We start from the raw sequence: 15,542 nt of genomic DNA, 5'->3' as shown, positions 1-15,542 counted from the left end.
CATTTTGGCTGGATAGCTTGTACAATAAAAGGAAGACATCACACAGGCGTCCGGCACTACGGCAATTCGCCCAAGGGAGGACTGGCATGCGCGCATGGAGAAAACAACCGCAGACGAGTTGGGCACGAACGGGTGGCCGTATGGGCTGGATTTGTCTGGCGCTGCTGCTAGTTCTGCCCGCGAACGCTGCTGAAGCAGGAGTCATCGACCGTATTAAGGATATATATAGCCTGCCGGAACAAGTCGGTCAGCTGCAGAATCAATATGAGGATGCCGTACAGCAGCTCGAGCAAAGCCGGCGGCAGATGGAAGACGCGTTGGCCCGGTCCGAGGAAGCGGCCAGACGATTCCAGGACACGCAAAACAAGCTGCTCCGTGAGAACGAAGAGCTGAGAGGGCGCAATGAGCAGCTGGAGCATGCGCTCGGCCAGTTGGAGGATGCCCGCCAGGCCCAGATGGTGCGTAACCGGCAGATTGCCTGGACGGCGCTGACAGCCGGAGCGCTGGCGCTGCTGTATTTCGCCTTGACCCGCCTATTTCGCTTCGTATTATGGCGGAGGGGGCGCCGTGGCGTACCCGGAGGGCCCGAATGAACGCCCGGGTCGAGGGCTCCGCTGCTGACGGTCAAGCGGCTGCCATCACGCTGGAGCAGGGGGAAGCCGCCCATGTGCTGCATCCGCAGCGAATTATTGCCTTTGAGGGACCGTCCCAGGGGCGGGAGGACCGGCTGCTGAATCTGTCCGGTATATACCGGAAGAAGCGCTGGATCGAATCGCGAATCACGGGGCCTGCGACCTTTATACTTGGAGTACCGGCAGGCTTCCAATTCAAGGCGGTTGAGCTGCCTGTACATAGCGATCTGCTGTTCGATATCCGGCACGTCTTGCTGTATGACGGGCAGATGAAGCTGGAGAGCCGCTTCCAGCGGGTGAAGCAGGCGCTCGTCACCCAGGATTGGGTGAGAATGAGATTTTCCGGAGGCGGCTTGCTCGGTCTCGTCTCCACTGGGACGCTCTGCGAGCTGAACCTGCATCCAGAGCGCCCGGTGTATGTGGATACGGGCTGTCTGGTCGCCTTCCCGGAACGCGCCGAGATGCGGCTCGCCGTCTACGGCAATCCGCTCGCCAGCCAGCAGATGAATTACCATTGGGAAATGAAAGGCACCGGCAAGGTTCTGATTCAGCCGGCTGCCAGGGACCGCAACTTCGAAGCGGGTTTGCGACAGGATACCCTGCTTCGCCGCGTGCTGAGGGAAGCGCTGCCGTTCGGCGGCGTCTTCATCAAGTGAAATCGAGGTGAACGAATGGAACACCTGCATGAAACCTATAGCCTGCCGCTGGTTGCCTTATCCTTACTCGTTGCTTTCGTTGCTTCGTATGCGTCATTAGCACTGGCCGAACGTGTTTGGTCCTTTCAGGGCCGAGGCAGGGCATCCTGGATTGTACTGGGGGCTGTGACCCTGGGGATGGGCATCTGGTCCACGCATTTGATCGGGATGCTCGCCTTCCAGCTCCCGGTTTCCGTTCACTATGATCCTCTCTATATGGCCTTATCCTTATTATTTGCTGTGGGGGCATCCGGAGCGGCGATGACCGTCACCGCAGGAAAGGCCCCGTCCGGCGCGAAGTTTCTGGGCGGGGGCGCGCTGATCGGCTCGGCGATCGCCGGAATGCACTATGTCGGGATGGCTGGGATGCGGACAGCAGCGCAGCTATCCTATACCCCTTATCTCGTCGTGCTGTCGGTGGCTATCGCATGCGGCTTATCGTTCGCGGTATTGTACGCCTCCGCCCGATACCGGCGATCAGGGCGTCAGGCGACACCCTCCAAGCGGCTGGCCGGAGCGCTGGCACTCGGGGCGGCGATCGCGGGCATGCATTATACGGGCATGCTGGCTGCCCACTTCTCGTTCGCCGGCGAGCTGAACCAGACGGAGCTGATCCCCGGCAGGGATGAGATGCGGCTGGCCAGCTGGATCGGAGCAGCAGCTCTGCTCAGTATGCTATTGATTGCGCTTACCCAGTATCTGGACCGCAGACTTGCCCTGCGCATGGCGGAATGGAACAAGCAGCGGTATGACTCCATCTTCGAGCATAACCCCGATATGGTCTGCCTGTTCGATCCGAATGGACGGCTGCTGCGGACGAACCCTGCAGCCGAGCGCATCACCGGCTATGACTCAGGCAGCTATGCGGGAAGGTCATTCTCACAGTTCGTCAACCGCCGCGAAAGCTACAAAATACGCAGCTGCTTCGCTAAGGTGCTGCAGGGCTCTCCACAGACGGTGGAGTTCTCCATTAGGCACAGAGCCGGGCATGAGATCATTCTCAGCACGACGATTGTACCGATGATAGCCGATGGCAAAATTGTCGATATATATACGATATCCAAAGACATTACCGAACAGAAGAAGGCTGAGAAGCAGCTCGTTCAGGCCAAGCTCGAAGCGGAGCGGGCTGCCCGTATGAAAAGCGAGTTTCTGGCGATTATGAGCCACGAGATCCGCACTCCGCTCAATGGCGTGATCGGCATGAGCGAGCTGCTGCTGGAAACGCCGCTCACGGAGGAACAGCGGGAGTACGTCGCCATCATGGTGAAAAGCGGCCGGGGGCTGACCCAGGTCATCAATGAGGTACTGGACTTCTCCAAGCTGGAGCATGACAAGGTCAGCCTGCATCAGGACCCGTTCAGTCTTCAGCGGACGATGGAGGATACGCTGCAGCTGTTCCGGCCGGAGATCCGGCAGCGCAGCCTGGAAATCCACTGGCTGCTCGACCCGGCGGTGCCGGAGCTGCTGCTCGGGGATGAGGGACGTATTCGCCAGATTCTGATTAATCTGATCAGCAATGCAGTTAAATTTACCGAGGAGGGGACCGTGGACATCCGGATTCGGCAAAAGCACCGGGAAGGGGAGCGGCTGCAGCTGGAATGTACGGTTCGCGATACCGGTACCGGAATTCCCGATTCGTATATCCCTCATTTGTTTCAGCCGTTTCACCAGCATGATTCCTCCGCGCGCAAGCATGGGGGCACGGGACTCGGGCTCGCCATCTGCAAGCGTCTCGTTGAGCTGATGGAGGGGCAGATTCAGGTAGAATCCGTACAGGGAAAGGGGACCAAGTTTACGTTCACGATTGTTGTTCGGACTTCTGGAGACCGCTTGGCGGTATCCGTATAAGAGCCGGATTATAAGGGGGCTGACCGTGGCCGAGAAAAAGCTGCGGGAGCACAAGTTAGCCGGGAGGATCTGCCAGGATGGATACGATCACACATACTTTATTCGGATTGGCTCTGTATGGGGCCGTTAATAAAGAAAGACTTAGCCGCAAGGAGAAGCAGGCGCTGTTTTTTACAGCTGTAGCCGGCTCGCAGATTCCGGATATCGACGTCATCTCGTCGTGGTGGGATACGGCAGGCCGCTATCAGATGTGGCATCGCGGGCTGACGCACTCTATATTCCTCGTGCCCGTGTGGGGAGCGCTGATCGCGCTCATCGTCCGCTGGATATGGGGAACCAAGGGCTGGCTGTTTGCCGGATTAGGGACGCTCGCGGTGTTCATTCATGATACGAGCGATCTGTTCAACGCCTGGGGGACCGGGTATCTGGAGCCATTCTCGACCGTCCGGATTACGTACGGCACGGTGCCGATCGTGGACCTGACCTTCTGGGTCATTATGCTGGCAGGATGGCTGTGGGCCCGCAGCCGGAAGAAACGGTACGGCGATGGACGGCGGAGCTACCGGATTTACCGTGTGGTCTGGCTGCTGATGGTTCTGCATGTCGCGGTCCAGTCGGCTCAGGGCTATGCGCTGTACAAGCAGGCTTCCGGGGAATATGAGCAGGTTGCACTGTCGGCTGATTTCATCCCGGGAGTGTTCACCGTCATCGGCAAGTCGGGCGAGCAGGTTGAACTGAAGAAAGGCTCGCTCTGGACGGGGCTTCAGCCGGTCGAGCGTCTGACATCGCAGGACGGTGCGGACCTGGATCGCCTGTTCACGAATAATCCTGCAGCCAAAACTCTGTACGAATGGTCTCCATTCGTAGTCATTGTCGATGACGAGAAGCAGCTCGGCTTATATGATCCGAGGTTTTACCGCAATGGTCAATCGTTTTTATTTGAATCCATCGAGAAGCAGTAAGCAGGCGGTTTTCAAACCAGCCTCCATGATGCCGTCAACAACCAAACGCCTTCTGCCCGTCAGCGCAAGCTTGGGAGCGGAAGGCGTTTTTCTGTACAGCTGATATGCGAACGGCATGGCTTAAGGCGAATAAAAGTTCTGCGTGTAGTACACATTCATCTTGCCGCCGAAGGCCACGCCTACGCCCAGCCGGCTTGTACCGCCGAGCAGGTTGGAGCGGTGTCCCGATGAGTTCATCCAGCCGTGATGCGAGAAGATCGCGCTGGATTGTCCGGCAGCAATATTCTCGGCAGCCGCACTGAAGGTGATGCCGTCCTGCTTCATTCGGTCGAACGGACTTTGTCCGGCTTTGTTCTTATGGTCGAAGTAACCCTGCTTGGCCATGTCTCCGCTATGCTTGCGGGCGGTGGAGCTGATGTCCTCGGCCCAGGTGAAGGGATCGAAGCCGAGCTTGACCCGTGAAGCATTAGCCAGATCGAACGATTGGAGCTCATAGGCCTTTCTCAATGCATCGCTTCCTTTGGGGTACATTGAAGCCATCGCTTGCTCCGCCGCTCCGCCGATCACCTGGAGGCCGGTAACGACATCGCTGCGGTGCAGGTCATAGAAGAAGGTCACATAAGCCCCGGCGATCTCGTAAGTGCCGTATTCGCCTTTGCCGTAATTCAGCATGTACCGGGTGTTGTCCTTCACGATGTATGCCAACGGCTTGCCGTATTGGCGCTCCACGGTGCTCTTGTCGACTCCGTCCTGAACGCCTCTGTCCGTATGCCAGTTATCGGAGGGGGAGTAGAGTGCGACGACACGGTCCCCGTCGATGCCGATCTGGGCGTAATTGGCGTAATTCTGATTATAAATGTACCACGTGAAGCCGTACTCTGACGGGTCCTGTCGGTCAGGCTGCCCGAGCTTGGCCGTGACTTGCGCGGCGGAATCATCCAGTGCGATGCCGCGAACGGAAACCGCGGTGATCCGCACGGGCTCTCCAGCGGGCGGTGCCCCGGCCGGGCTGTGGCCGGTACCCGCATTCGATAAAGCGGTTGAAGGTGCGGCTGCTTGAAGCTGGGACACCTTGGATGTCATATTCATCAAAAACTGCACGGCTTCCGCTCGTGACAGAGGATCGGCTGCACGGTAGCCCTCGACCGTTGCGGCCGTTTTGCCTTGCGATAACCCATTCTTCAGCAAGTAGCTGATGGAATCGCTCAAGCTAAGGGAACCTTTTTGCGTGGAAGCGATCAGCCTCGCGACAGCACCCCGGTTATAGGAGTCGGCGTCATAGGTGCGCTGAAGCGTCCATCCATTGGCGCCGGCTATGTCGTAATAAGGCTGGTACCATGGTGTTCCGCTCGGAACGGAGCTTGTCTTGATCGGATAGGCGCGCAGCAGCATGGCAAGAAATTCAGGCTCAGACACCTTACGGTCGGGACGGAAGGTGTTGTCTTCATATCCGTCAACGATATGCTGCTTGACCGCCCACTCGATGGCGGCCGATCCCCAGTGACGGGCCGTATCGGGGAAGGCAGGTGCGGCAGGAATAGCGGAGGAGGACAACGGAAGGGTGAGGGATAAGGCGAGCCAAGAAGCCATTCCGAATGCCATCCGGCGAAACTTCACAATGATAACCTCCTTCATGGACATGGAAGCGGGACTTGGTTGAATTTGGGTCTACTTGAGTCTATTACTATATTCGTCTTCCTTCTACTATATGAGGGTACGGGTGTGCTTGTCTATGCCAATCTTGCAGGGGCTCGAGCCGCTTCGGACAGGGGGCACTTAGGGAAGGAACAGGAAAAAACCCGGCGTCATCTGACACCGAGCTTTCCGTAAGGCTTTGGAGCTGTCATTAGCTGCGTCCGGAGTTCGTATCGCAGGCTTCTGCATCACGGGGCACCGTGTCTTCAGCCAGCTTGGCGCCATACTGGTCCAGTCTAGACGGGCTGCTGGCCGGTCCGTTCTTCTTCGGCTTGCTGTTTCTTCCTGACATGCTTGATCACCTCCAGATGTAGGTTGTCTCGAAGAGGCATGATTTATAACGAGAGCGCTGTATATGTGATAAGTTTCACATACTGTAGGGCGGCAACAAGGTAAGATGAAGCTGTGAAGCCCCTTGCCGGAGAGAGAAGAATAGGCGACAATAAGGGGCGGCAGCCGGAAAGCAGCCGGCAACTGTTCCTGAATGCTTGGAAGCGAAGGGTTGAAGATTAACGAATAGAAAGCGGGATGGTAGGCATGTTCACGGATTCGGTAGAGGTACTCGTGCAGACCGCTATGAAGAAAAAAGAGCTGCTCCAGCGCAGCCTGCTGCGTTATCTGTTGTCTGCCGGGCTGGCTGGCGCATACGTCGGACTGGGGATCGTGCTGATCTTCTCAGTCGGAGCTCCGCTATACGCGATCAAATCCCCGGTGACCTCGATGGTAATGGGGGTCTCCTTCGGAGTGGCCCTGACTCTGGTTATCTTCGCAGGTGCGGAGCTGTTCACCGGCAATAATATGTATTACACGGTCAGTACGCTTTCACGCGCGACGACCTGGAAAGATACGCTTCGCAACTGGTTCTGGTGCTATGCGGGCAATCTGCTGGGTGCGCTTGTTCTGGTCGGGCTCATTGTTGGAGCCGGGATCTTCGCCGGGATTGGGCCGGAGCATCTGTTGTTTGCTACCGCGGCCAAGAAGATGTCGCTGCCGTACAGCCAGCTTTTCTTCCGAGGCATTCTCTGTAACTGGTTCGTATGCTTGGCGATCTGGACATCGCTGAGAGCCAAGAGCGAGACGGCCAAGCTGATCCTGATCTGGTGGATGCTCTACGGGTTCATCGCTTCGGGATACGAGCATAGTGTTGCCAACATGACGGTACTCAGTCTGGCGCTTGCGCTGCCTCATCCCGAGACAATCAGCATGGCTGGCTGGTTTCACAATATGATACCGGTGACGTTAGGTAATATCGTGGGAGGCGCTCTGTTCGTAGGCGCCGTGTACTGGTGGATATCCCCGGTCAGACGGAGGCAGACGGAGGCCGGATTACAGGGAGCTTCAGCGACGATGCCGAGGCCCGAGCAAGGGGCTGAAGCTGGCACTGGGGCAGGCACGGAGGCTGCTGCAGCCAAGTCTTAGCGAACAGGGTAAGAGCCGATGGATTCTCAGGGAAACGGATCTGCAATGCGTAAGAATGAGCGAATTAGGGTAAATAAGAAGGAGAACCCATTCGACGAACAAAGGAGCGATCCCTAATGAGCCAGCATATCCAAGCTTATTTCCACAATGAAAGCGACGCCGAGCATGTCCGTAGCCTGCTGCAAACCTACCCGATCGAACAGATTGAGGTTGGCGCCATCGAGGAAGCTCCAGACCACAGTCTGCTGCTCTTTCCGCTCGGTGCCGCTGTAGGCTCCAGCAATGCGGCAATCGGCGCGGCAGGTGCTTCCTATCCGAGCGGAAGCACAGGAGGAACGGCTGCTGCGTTCGTCGGCTTGAACGAAGCGGAGCGGATCAGCCATGACGCGAATAACGATGGCGTGGATGACCGTGAGCACCACTATGCGCTGAGTGCGCACGTCAAGGAAGGCGATTACCGGGAAGTGGTTGACCTGATCCGGAGCAACGGAGGCGCGGTACTCCGAGAGGATGATACCGTATAACGCCCGCAAGGCGAGCATGGAAGGTCCCAGATCAAACCGTTCCGGCCGGAACGGTTCTTTTTTTGGTTCAGATCGCAGTCCGGCGGGTATATCGGGTATACTGATAGTAGTGGCTCCGGCTGACAGGCCGGATTAAGAGGAGGTATATACATATGGGAAAACGTACATTAGAACGAGGCGGCTGGAGCATGTCCTATACGGAGCAGGGTTCAGGACATCCGCTGGTGCTGCTGCATGGATTTTGCGGCAGCGGAGCTTACTGGGATCAGGTCGTACCGCTATTGGACGCACATTTCCGCGTGATTGTACCGGACTTGCGTGGACATGGAACATCGGGTTCGCCGGACGAGTCCTACTCGATGGAAAAGCTGGCAGGAGATATCGAGGCACTGATCGATGAGCTGGGTACGGAGAAGGCGATTGTACTCGGGCATTCACTCGGTGGGTATGTAACACTGGCGCTGGCAGAGCGTCATGCAGATAAGCTTCGTGCTTTCGGACTTATTCATTCCACTGCGTTTCCCGATGACGAGAAGGGAAAGGAAGGCCGGCTGAAGGCTAAGCAAACGATTCGCGAGCAGGGCCTGCCGGTATTTATTGAAGGGCTTGTACCCAAGCTGTTTGCGCCGGCTCATCTGGAATCGATGCCGGAAGCTGTTCGTAAAGCCAAGGAAATCGGATTCCGCACAAGTCCGGAAGGAGCCGTACATACGCTGGATGCGATGAGGGAGCGTCCTGACCGGAATGCCGTGCTTCGTGATACGGAGCTGCCGCTTCTGCTGGTGGCGGGGGAGAACGATCAGATTATTGCGGCTGAACGGACCTTTGTCGTGCAGGGCGATCATGTGACCCAAAGGCTCATCGCTGAGACCGGTCATATGAGTATGGAGGAAGCGCCCAAGGAGCTGGGCAAAGTCATCCTAGACTGGGTAGCGTCTTTTTCCTAAGACTATCTTTCTCAAATTTACATGAATAAAAGCACGGGCGGGCATCCGTTCCGTGCTTTTATGTGTCTTTTGTGTTAGATTATCTAACACAAACATGCGTAAAACCGGATTTTTTCTACCCTCTGGCTGAAGGATATCCCCTACTACGTATGAAGCGATCTCTTTATACTAAAGATGTAGTCAAGAAGAGGAGGGTTTAACGATGAAAAAGAGAATCACGGCAAGCCTTGCATCCGTATTGGCATTATCCACACTGGTAGCTTGTAGCCAGGCGCCAGCGGGTGGCGGCGAAGTGAAAAGCGGCGGAGAGAAAAAAGAAGCGCCGGCAGAAAAAGTAAAGCTTTCCGTCTGGCATAACTTCTCCGGCGATGACCTGCGGGCCAAGGCGGTACGCGCTCAGATCGAGAAATTCCAAAAGGATCACCCTGATATTGAGCTCGATGCCCAAGCGATTCCTCCGGACGGCTATCGTCAGCGTGTGAAGACCGTTGCGGCAGCCAATGAGATGCCGGATGTATTCTTCGCGCATGCCGGTACCGGAATTAAAGAATATTTCGACGGCGGCCTCCTCCAGCCGATTACTCCATTGGTTAACAAGCATCCTGAGTGGAAAAACAATTTCATGGAGGGTGCGCTCGAAGCGTTATCCTTCAATAATGAAGTATATGCGGTGCCGATCAATGCTTCGGTTACGTCGCTGTTCTTCTATAATAAATCTTTGTTTGAAAAGCACGGCGTCGCTGTTCCGAAAACCTGGGACGAGTTGATGGCCGCTATCAAAACATTCAAGGAAAAAGGCGTGACTCCGATCTCGCTTGGGAACAAGGCAGCCTGGCTGGCACAATCCAGTATTCTTAGCTCTCTGGCCGACCGCGTAACGGGCACGGACTGGTTCTTGAAAGCCGCGAAGCAGGATGGCGCCAAGTTCACCGATCCGGAATTCGTGCAGGCGCTGACTTACTTCAAGGGATTGGCTGATGCAGGTGCTTTCCAACAGGGCTTCAACAGTTTGGATAACACCCAGATGGAGCAGTACTTCATCCAAGGGAAGGCCGCTATGATGATTGACGGCGCATGGGCACTTACGAACATGGCCGCTACAGGCACGAAAGAACAGCTCGATCAGGTTGAAGTGACGGTGCTTCCGTCCGTTCCAGGCGGCAAAGGCGATCCGAACAGTCTCTCCGGCGGTGCTGGAGGCGGTCTGGCAATCAGCAAGAAGCTGAGCGGGAAGAAGCTGGAGGCTGCGTATGAACTGATCTACACAGTTAGCGGTCCGGAAGGCATGAAGGCTGTTGCCGAGAGCAACTCGGTCGTCAACTACAAAGTGGATGTCGATCCGACAAAGGTCACGTCGCTGTTCCTCAAGGCTTATAACTTGACCAAGCAAGTGAAATTCACACCGGTGTATGATGCTTACTTGAGCTCGCAGGGTGCCGAAGCGATCAACAATGGTCTGCAGGAGCTGCTGCTGGGCGGCAAGCCTGAGGATATCGCCAAAAAGCTTCAGGATGCCCAAGCCAAATCATTAGGCAAGTAACTCATTAGGCAGTAACGATCACATGTATATAAGTGGTGAATGATAGGTGTTGATAGGGGAACGGCTTCGGATGGGAAACCGTTCCCCGGCATCTTCATGCAAGTATACAAGAACAACTGCAAGCCAGCATATTTCAGCATAAAGGAAAACGGGGGGTTAGCTATGGCTGCTGCGAATCGGGTACGGGGATTTATTTTCATTGGCCTGCTTCCTGCCTTATTGATTTACACGGTATTCGTCATTGTTCCGATTTTCTGGTCGGCCTTCTACGGGTTCTTCGATTGGAAAGGCATCGGAGCCATGAAGTACATCGGGTTTACCAATTACATCGAGGTTCTGCAGGATCCTGTCTTCTGGCGGGCCTTCAAGAACAATCTGATCATTGTCGCGGCTTCGATCTTCGGACAGGTTCCGATCGCACTTGTACTGTCGCTGGTACTCTGGAAGAGCTCGTTCTTCCACAGGTTTATCCGTTCGGCTGTATTCATGCCGATGGTGCTGGCTTCCGTTGTTATCGGGATCATCTGGGGATATATTTACAATCCGCAGATCGGGATTTTGAATTATATTCTGGAGCATCTGGGCCTTTCCTCGTGGATTCGTGATTGGCTGGGCGATCCGAAGGTCAACATGTATTCGGTCAGCGTACCGATCATTTGGGCCAACATCGGTCCTTACTTGATTCTGTTCATCGCAGCTATTCAGAATATTTCTTCTGAGGTTGAAGATGCAGCCAAGATCGATGGAGCCGTTGGATTCCGCAGACTGTATCTGATCGTCGTGCCGATGATCTGGGATACGATCAAGGTGGCCATCGTACTCTGTATATCGGGAAGCCTCAAGGCCTTCGATTTGATCTACGTGATGACGCATGGAGGACCGGCGCAATCGACAGAGCTTCTGGCTACTTATATGTACAATAGCACCTTTAACGTATTCCGCTATGGCTACGGTTCATCCGTGTCCACTCTGATCATTATTATCAGCATGATTTTGGTAGTCGGCAGCCAGATCCTCATGAAGCGCAAGCAAGACTAACCGGCTATCAATTAGAAGAAGGAGGGACCGGAAATGGAAGCTATCCCCGCTAACGGCAATACGGCCGCAGGTGCAAAATCAGGAGGAAAAGCGCTCAAGCAGGTCAAGTCCTGGCTTGGTAACGGCTTCTTGACCGTGTACGCGCTGCTCACGTTATACCCGCTTATCTGGCTGTTCATCAGCTCATTCAAGTCCAATCAGGATTTTTACGGCAAGCCCTTCTCATTGCCTACCGTCTGGCAGATTGAGAACTATATCAAGGCATGGAAAGTGGCCGGTATCGGCACGGCGCTCACCAACTCGGTTATCGTCACATTCAGCTCGATGGCGCTTACGCTGCTGCTGGGTACACTGGCAGCCTATGTACTTTCTCGGCTGCAATTCAGGCTGAAGGGTATCATTATGGGATTATTCGTGCTCGGCATGCTGATTCCGATTCATAGTACACTTGTTCCGCTGTTCATTATGATGAAGTCGATGGGGATTCTGGATTCGTATGCGGCCTTAATCTTGCCCTATACGGCGTTCGAGCTGCCGGTTGCGATCTTTGTGGTTGCTGCCTACCTGACCTCGGTGCCCAAGGAAGTTGAGGAAGCTGCGATGATCGACGGTAACGGGTACTGGGGGATTTTCTTCCGCGTCATTTTGCCGCTGTCCGTTCCCGCAATGGCAACGGTATCGATTCTCGCCTTCTTACGGTTTTGGAATGACTTTGCGTTTGCGCTCGTCTTTATCAATAAGCAGGCCCTGAAGACACTCCCGCTCAGCCTATCCATCTTCTCAGACGGGTTCGGTACGGACTACAGTCTGACGATGGCAGCGATGGCGATTGCCGTAATTCCGACGATCGTGATCTACCTGATTTTCCAGGAGCAAATTATGAAAGGCATGGTGGCTGGCGCGGTCAAAGGATAATGCCTGCCGTTACCTTTCTACAGCAAGTTGGCCATGACTATTACGGATGCGGCGCCGGTCAGTCACAGCGCGTATTCGCCGCTATAGAGGAATCCATGGGGATGGATGATAGAGGAGGACCGCTTCGGCGGTCTGTTTTTGTTGGGCGGACATGCTGATTACAGCATAGATTTCGCGTATAATGAAGGTATAAGCATGAACATGACGGTCAGTCTCAGGTTGTCGTGTAACCCTGGACTGTGAGGAAGGAAGTGGCTGGATATGGCGATCAACGAGCAGACGAGGCTAGCTACAGCCGGACATCCGGTTGTGTTGTACGATGGCGTATGCGGCTTCTGTCAGCGGGCGGTTCAGTTTATTTTGCCGCGGGACCGGAAGGGGAGCTTTCGCTTTGCGGCGCTCCAGTCGGAGATTGGGCAATCGCTGCTCCAGGAGTACGGCCTGGGCAACGCTTCGCCTGATACGTTCGTGCTGATTGATCGCGGACACGCTTATACCCGTTCCACGGCAGGTCTTAGGGTTCTGCGGGAATTAGGCGGCGCGTGGAGCTGGCTGTTCGCTGCGATTATCGTGCCCAGGCCGATCCGCGATTATGTCTATGGGGTGATTGCGCGCAACCGGTACCGGCTGTTCGGCAAAGCCGATGCCTGCTTGCTGCCGGGGCCGGATGTCCGAGCACGGTTTTTGGACCGGGCGTAGCAAGGGGGCCTATAGCAAGCCCGCCCAGGAGTGCTCGCAGAGAGCAGCTGCCTGGGCGGGCTTTTCGTTTTATGAGATGGGCCGGGGATATCTGTCCGGCTTTTTTTGCGTTGTGGCCGGCAGTTACTCAGGGCTGGTTGCCCGGACTCTGCACAACAGAAAGGTGAGTCCCCAGCCCACCGCGAGCAGCGGGAAGGTATAATAGAAGTGAGGCATCGCCCATAGCAGCGGAACCGCTAGCAGCGCGACGCTAGCAGCATGGACACGCCTGACGACGTAAGCTGCGGAGGTTGCTCTGAGCTGCGGCGGGAGCGGGTAAATAAAGGACCAGTCAGAATGGCGGTAGGCCTTGGCCAATTCTTTCAATTGCAAAGCGAGCAGAGCTGTGAATACGAGGAAGACGATTGGCGGCACGGCCATTCCGCGCGTCAGCGCTACGAGGACAAAGCCAATGCCCGTTAAGCGAAGTCCGATGCCGAAGGTCTCCGAGCGAAGCCACACATAAGCGTACAGAAAACGATACGTATCCGTGGAACGGAAGCGAAAGCCGCCGAGCCTCTCCATCATCATCCGCGGCGCGTGCACCGATCTCGGGCGTCCCTGCAGATCGCTCACATCGACAAATTGATTCAATAGCCGCAGAATATTACGTTTATGGCGGTGCTCCGTGTCAATGAGACGCAGCCATTGAAGCGATTGTTTTCCGGCCGATAGCCGGGTTATGAGCACGTACAGCAGCAGGATCACGGCGACCGTGAGAGTTCCTACCCACGGCTGCAATGTCAGCAGACTGTAAGTCAGTCCAGCCGCCATCAGCCAGCGGACAAGCGACCAGAGCATCCGGGCCGGTCGGGAGATTAATGCCAGCTCCATCCAACGCGCTTGCAGCAAAACTCGCTTGATTACAATCAGGACAAGCAGCGCGTGTAGAAAGCCCGGCTTCGCCCCCGCTGAGAAAGCGTAGGCTGGCCACACTGCCAGCCAGACGACGAGAAGAGCCGATGTTTGCCATAGGAAGGCGCGATTGACCGCTTTGTTCATATACCCCCGCACCAGCTCAGACTCTAGTGGTATCAAGAATACGAGATCCGGTCCTCTCAGATAAGTACGAATCGAATTGAGCGCAAGGATGGGGATCAGAATAAGGGTAATGATCTCCCGAAAGGGGAAGTTTGGCGGTGCCAACGTAAGCAGCTTCCCGTATAAGTAAGCCATCGCCAGCATGCCGAGCAAGATCAGCAGCGAGACTGTCTGCAGTGCGTAGCCGATGTATGGCCTGATCTCCGCGAGAAAGGCGCGTTCGCGCTGGTTCCACAGCCGCTCAGGGACAAACTTCAGCGATTCCGGCTTGCTCATTTTCCACTCACATCCCGGGTCACTAGACTGCAGAAGACGTCATCCAGCGGGGCTTGCGGCATGTCGGCCTGATTCCGCAGCGCTTCCAAATCCCCGTATGCGGTCAGGCGGCCTTGATGAAGCACCACATAGCGGTCGCCATAGCGCTCGATCGTGGATAGAATGTGGGAGCTGATCAGGATAGCGGCGCCTTCTTCCTTGACCTTGGCCATCAGCTCTAGCAGGGAACGGATGCCGAGCGGGTCCAGCCCAAGAAACGGCTCATCGATAATATATAGGGCAGGCTTGACTAGGAAGGCGCTCATAATCATGACCTTCTGCTTCATTCCCTTGGACAGGTGAGCGGAAAGACGGTTATGGAAGGGCGCCATCTGAAAGTCCTCGAGCAGCCTGGCTGCGCGTTCTTCATATGAAGCTTGATCCATGCCGTAGGCCATAGCAGCCATTTCCAGATGCTCCCTAACCGTCAACTCCTCATAGAGCAGGGGCGTCTCCGGGACATAAGCATAGGTACGGCGGTAAGCCGTGGGATCGTCACCCAGCCTCCTTCCTCCAAGCCGGACGGATCCGGAATGCGGCTCCATCAGCCCGAGAATATGCTTGATGGTTGTACTTTTCCCTGCTCCGTTCAATCCGATGAGGCCGACCATCTCGCCGGCATTCACAGTGAAGCCGATATCATGCAGCACAGGTCGTTGCTTGCTGTACCCGCCTGTGAGATGATCGACATGCAGTAAAGCTTCCATATATGGCTCACCCCTTTTCATGAAATATTTTACAACGTTTGTCCCTAAAATGAAAACGAACCGTGAAGAGCATACTACTTATAATTGTATGTATTGGGAAAAATATAGGGTTGCATACTTTGGACGAGCATGTTATATTGATTCCCGGCCCAAGAAAGCGGCCGAAAAAAAGATTGAAATTACTACTTGCATCTTGGGTAGTAAGTGTGGTAAATTAGCTTTCGTTGTCCGATTCGATGATGTAAATCTTCTGCGCCAAACGGGTTCGTCCCATGGATATGGAATGAAAACATTAAAGAAAAAGATGCTTGCAATTCGAAAGTGAATGTGGTAAAGTAATCCTCGCTGTCACAAACGGCTGACGAAATAACGGTCGTCATGATGGACAAGCGATATAAAGTAATTGCCCTTTGAAAACTGAACAACGAGTGAGTGTTAAATAGAGAATGAAAATTCTCGCTAGCATTACTTTTGAGCAAGTCGAACAAACCTTGTAGTCATTTCGACCTTCGGATCGAAAAGA

Annotated in this window: 15 protein-coding genes; 11 read left to right on the top strand and 4 right to left on the bottom strand. The window is 55.1% G+C overall.

All coding sequences use genetic code 11. From position 1 onward, the window contains the following. Nucleotides 1-86: 86 nt before the first annotated feature. The 4 genes from WMW72_RS33810 (at nt 87) to WMW72_RS33795 (ending at nt 4,140) form a co-directional block, all read left to right on the top strand. On the top strand, nt 87-593 hold the full coding sequence (locus WMW72_RS33810) for a hypothetical protein (protein ID WP_341419994.1): 507 nt from the start codon (nt 87-89) through the stop codon (nt 591-593). Continuing rightward, entirely contained in the window at nt 590-1,288 is a 699-nt protein-coding gene (locus tag WMW72_RS33805; RefSeq protein ID WP_341419993.1) for an AIM24 family protein, read from the top strand. The genes WMW72_RS33810 and WMW72_RS33805 overlap by 4 nt, the downstream gene beginning before the upstream one ends. A gap of 15 nt (nt 1,289-1,303) precedes the next feature. Then, the gene (locus WMW72_RS33800) at nt 1,304-3,178 is read left to right on the top strand and encodes an MHYT domain-containing protein (protein WP_341419992.1); all 1,875 of its coding nucleotides are present in this window, start codon (nt 1,304-1,306) and stop codon (nt 3,176-3,178) included. A 77-nt stretch (nt 3,179-3,255) separates the two neighbouring features. After that, nucleotides 3,256-4,140: a metal-dependent hydrolase gene (locus WMW72_RS33795; protein WP_341419991.1), complete on the top strand. Its 885-nt coding sequence runs from the start codon at nt 3,256-3,258 to the stop codon at nt 4,138-4,140. 120 nt (nt 4,141-4,260) lie between these two features. On the opposite strand, the gene WMW72_RS33790 is transcribed toward WMW72_RS33795, so the two are convergent. Both WMW72_RS33790 and WMW72_RS33785 read right to left on the bottom strand, forming a co-directional pair. Beyond that, nucleotides 4,261-5,757 carry a CAP-associated domain-containing protein gene (locus WMW72_RS33790; protein ID WP_341419990.1) on the bottom strand — a complete coding sequence of 499 codons (1,497 nt, stop codon included), beginning with the start codon at nt 5,755-5,757 and terminating at the stop codon, nt 4,261-4,263. Between the two features lie 229 nt (nt 5,758-5,986). After that, entirely contained in the window at nt 5,987-6,127 is a 141-nt protein-coding gene (locus WMW72_RS33785; protein ID WP_341419989.1) for a hypothetical protein, read from the bottom strand. 245 nt (nt 6,128-6,372) lie between these two features. On the opposite strand from WMW72_RS33785, the gene WMW72_RS33780 reads away from it, so the two are divergent. The 7 genes from WMW72_RS33780 (at nt 6,373) to WMW72_RS33750 (ending at nt 12,917) form a co-directional block, all read left to right on the top strand. Then, entirely contained in the window at nt 6,373-7,254 is an 882-nt protein-coding gene (locus tag WMW72_RS33780) for a formate/nitrite transporter family protein (RefSeq protein ID WP_341420015.1), read from the top strand. Between the two features lie 116 nt (nt 7,255-7,370). Further along, nucleotides 7,371-7,778, top strand: a complete 408-nt coding sequence (locus WMW72_RS33775; RefSeq protein WP_341419988.1) for a hypothetical protein — start codon at nt 7,371-7,373, stop codon at nt 7,776-7,778. Nucleotides 7,779-7,930: 152 nt separating this feature from the next. Then, a complete protein-coding gene (locus WMW72_RS33770) occupies nt 7,931-8,725 on the top strand; it encodes an alpha/beta fold hydrolase (RefSeq protein ID WP_341419987.1) in 795 nt (264 codons plus the stop codon). A gap of 202 nt (nt 8,726-8,927) precedes the next feature. Beyond that, complete coding sequence (locus WMW72_RS33765) at nt 8,928-10,265, top strand: extracellular solute-binding protein (RefSeq protein WP_341419986.1); 1,338 nt, start codon at nt 8,928-8,930, stop codon at nt 10,263-10,265. A gap of 162 nt (nt 10,266-10,427) precedes the next feature. Beyond that, nucleotides 10,428-11,303 carry a carbohydrate ABC transporter permease gene (locus WMW72_RS33760; protein ID WP_341419985.1) on the top strand — a complete coding sequence of 292 codons (876 nt, stop codon included), beginning with the start codon at nt 10,428-10,430 and terminating at the stop codon, nt 11,301-11,303. Nucleotides 11,304-11,336: 33 nt separating this feature from the next. Further along, nucleotides 11,337-12,218 (top strand): carbohydrate ABC transporter permease, encoded by an 882-nt coding sequence (locus WMW72_RS33755; RefSeq protein WP_341419984.1) that lies wholly within the window; start codon nt 11,337-11,339, stop codon nt 12,216-12,218. A gap of 261 nt (nt 12,219-12,479) precedes the next feature. After that, the gene (locus tag WMW72_RS33750) at nt 12,480-12,917 is read left to right on the top strand and encodes a thiol-disulfide oxidoreductase DCC family protein (RefSeq protein WP_341419983.1); all 438 of its coding nucleotides are present in this window, start codon (nt 12,480-12,482) and stop codon (nt 12,915-12,917) included. A 123-nt stretch (nt 12,918-13,040) separates the two neighbouring features. Here WMW72_RS33750 and WMW72_RS33745 read toward each other — a convergent pair whose 3' ends face one another. After that, on the bottom strand, nt 13,041-14,273 hold the full coding sequence (locus WMW72_RS33745; RefSeq protein ID WP_341419982.1) for an ABC transporter permease: 1,233 nt from the start codon (nt 14,271-14,273) through the stop codon (nt 13,041-13,043). Next, a complete protein-coding gene (locus tag WMW72_RS33740) occupies nt 14,270-15,019 on the bottom strand; it encodes an ABC transporter ATP-binding protein (protein ID WP_341419981.1) in 750 nt (249 codons plus the stop codon). Before WMW72_RS33740 ends, WMW72_RS33745 begins: the two co-directional genes overlap by 4 nt. Nucleotides 15,020-15,542 lie beyond the last annotated feature (523 nt).

Source organism: Paenibacillus filicis (genome assembly GCF_038070315.1).
Lineage (GTDB): Bacteria > Bacillota > Bacilli > Paenibacillales > NBRC-103111 > Paenibacillus_G > Paenibacillus_G filicis.
This window is presented reverse-complemented; position numbering and strand designations above follow the sequence as displayed.

Coding starts and splice junctions, on each gene's coding strand:
- WMW72_RS33810 (WP_341419994.1), top strand. CDS start 87: ATGCGCGCATGGAGAAAACAACCGCAGACGAGTTGGGCACGAACGGGT.
- WMW72_RS33805 (WP_341419993.1), top strand. CDS start 590: ATGAACGCCCGGGTCGAGGGCTCCGCTGCTGACGGTCAAGCGGCTGCC.
- WMW72_RS33800 (WP_341419992.1), top strand. CDS start 1,304: ATGGAACACCTGCATGAAACCTATAGCCTGCCGCTGGTTGCCTTATCC.
- WMW72_RS33795 (WP_341419991.1), top strand. CDS start 3,256: ATGGATACGATCACACATACTTTATTCGGATTGGCTCTGTATGGGGCC.
- WMW72_RS33785 (WP_341419989.1), bottom strand. CDS start 6,127: ATGTCAGGAAGAAACAGCAAGCCGAAGAAGAACGGACCGGCCAGCAGC.
- WMW72_RS33780 (WP_341420015.1), top strand. CDS start 6,373: ATGTTCACGGATTCGGTAGAGGTACTCGTGCAGACCGCTATGAAGAAA.
- WMW72_RS33775 (WP_341419988.1), top strand. CDS start 7,371: ATGAGCCAGCATATCCAAGCTTATTTCCACAATGAAAGCGACGCCGAG.
- WMW72_RS33770 (WP_341419987.1), top strand. CDS start 7,931: ATGGGAAAACGTACATTAGAACGAGGCGGCTGGAGCATGTCCTATACG.
- WMW72_RS33765 (WP_341419986.1), top strand. CDS start 8,928: ATGAAAAAGAGAATCACGGCAAGCCTTGCATCCGTATTGGCATTATCC.
- WMW72_RS33760 (WP_341419985.1), top strand. CDS start 10,428: ATGGCTGCTGCGAATCGGGTACGGGGATTTATTTTCATTGGCCTGCTT.
- WMW72_RS33755 (WP_341419984.1), top strand. CDS start 11,337: ATGGAAGCTATCCCCGCTAACGGCAATACGGCCGCAGGTGCAAAATCA.
- WMW72_RS33750 (WP_341419983.1), top strand. CDS start 12,480: ATGGCGATCAACGAGCAGACGAGGCTAGCTACAGCCGGACATCCGGTT.
- WMW72_RS33745 (WP_341419982.1), bottom strand. CDS start 14,273: ATGAGCAAGCCGGAATCGCTGAAGTTTGTCCCTGAGCGGCTGTGGAAC.
- WMW72_RS33740 (WP_341419981.1), bottom strand. CDS start 15,019: ATGGAAGCTTTACTGCATGTCGATCATCTCACAGGCGGGTACAGCAAG.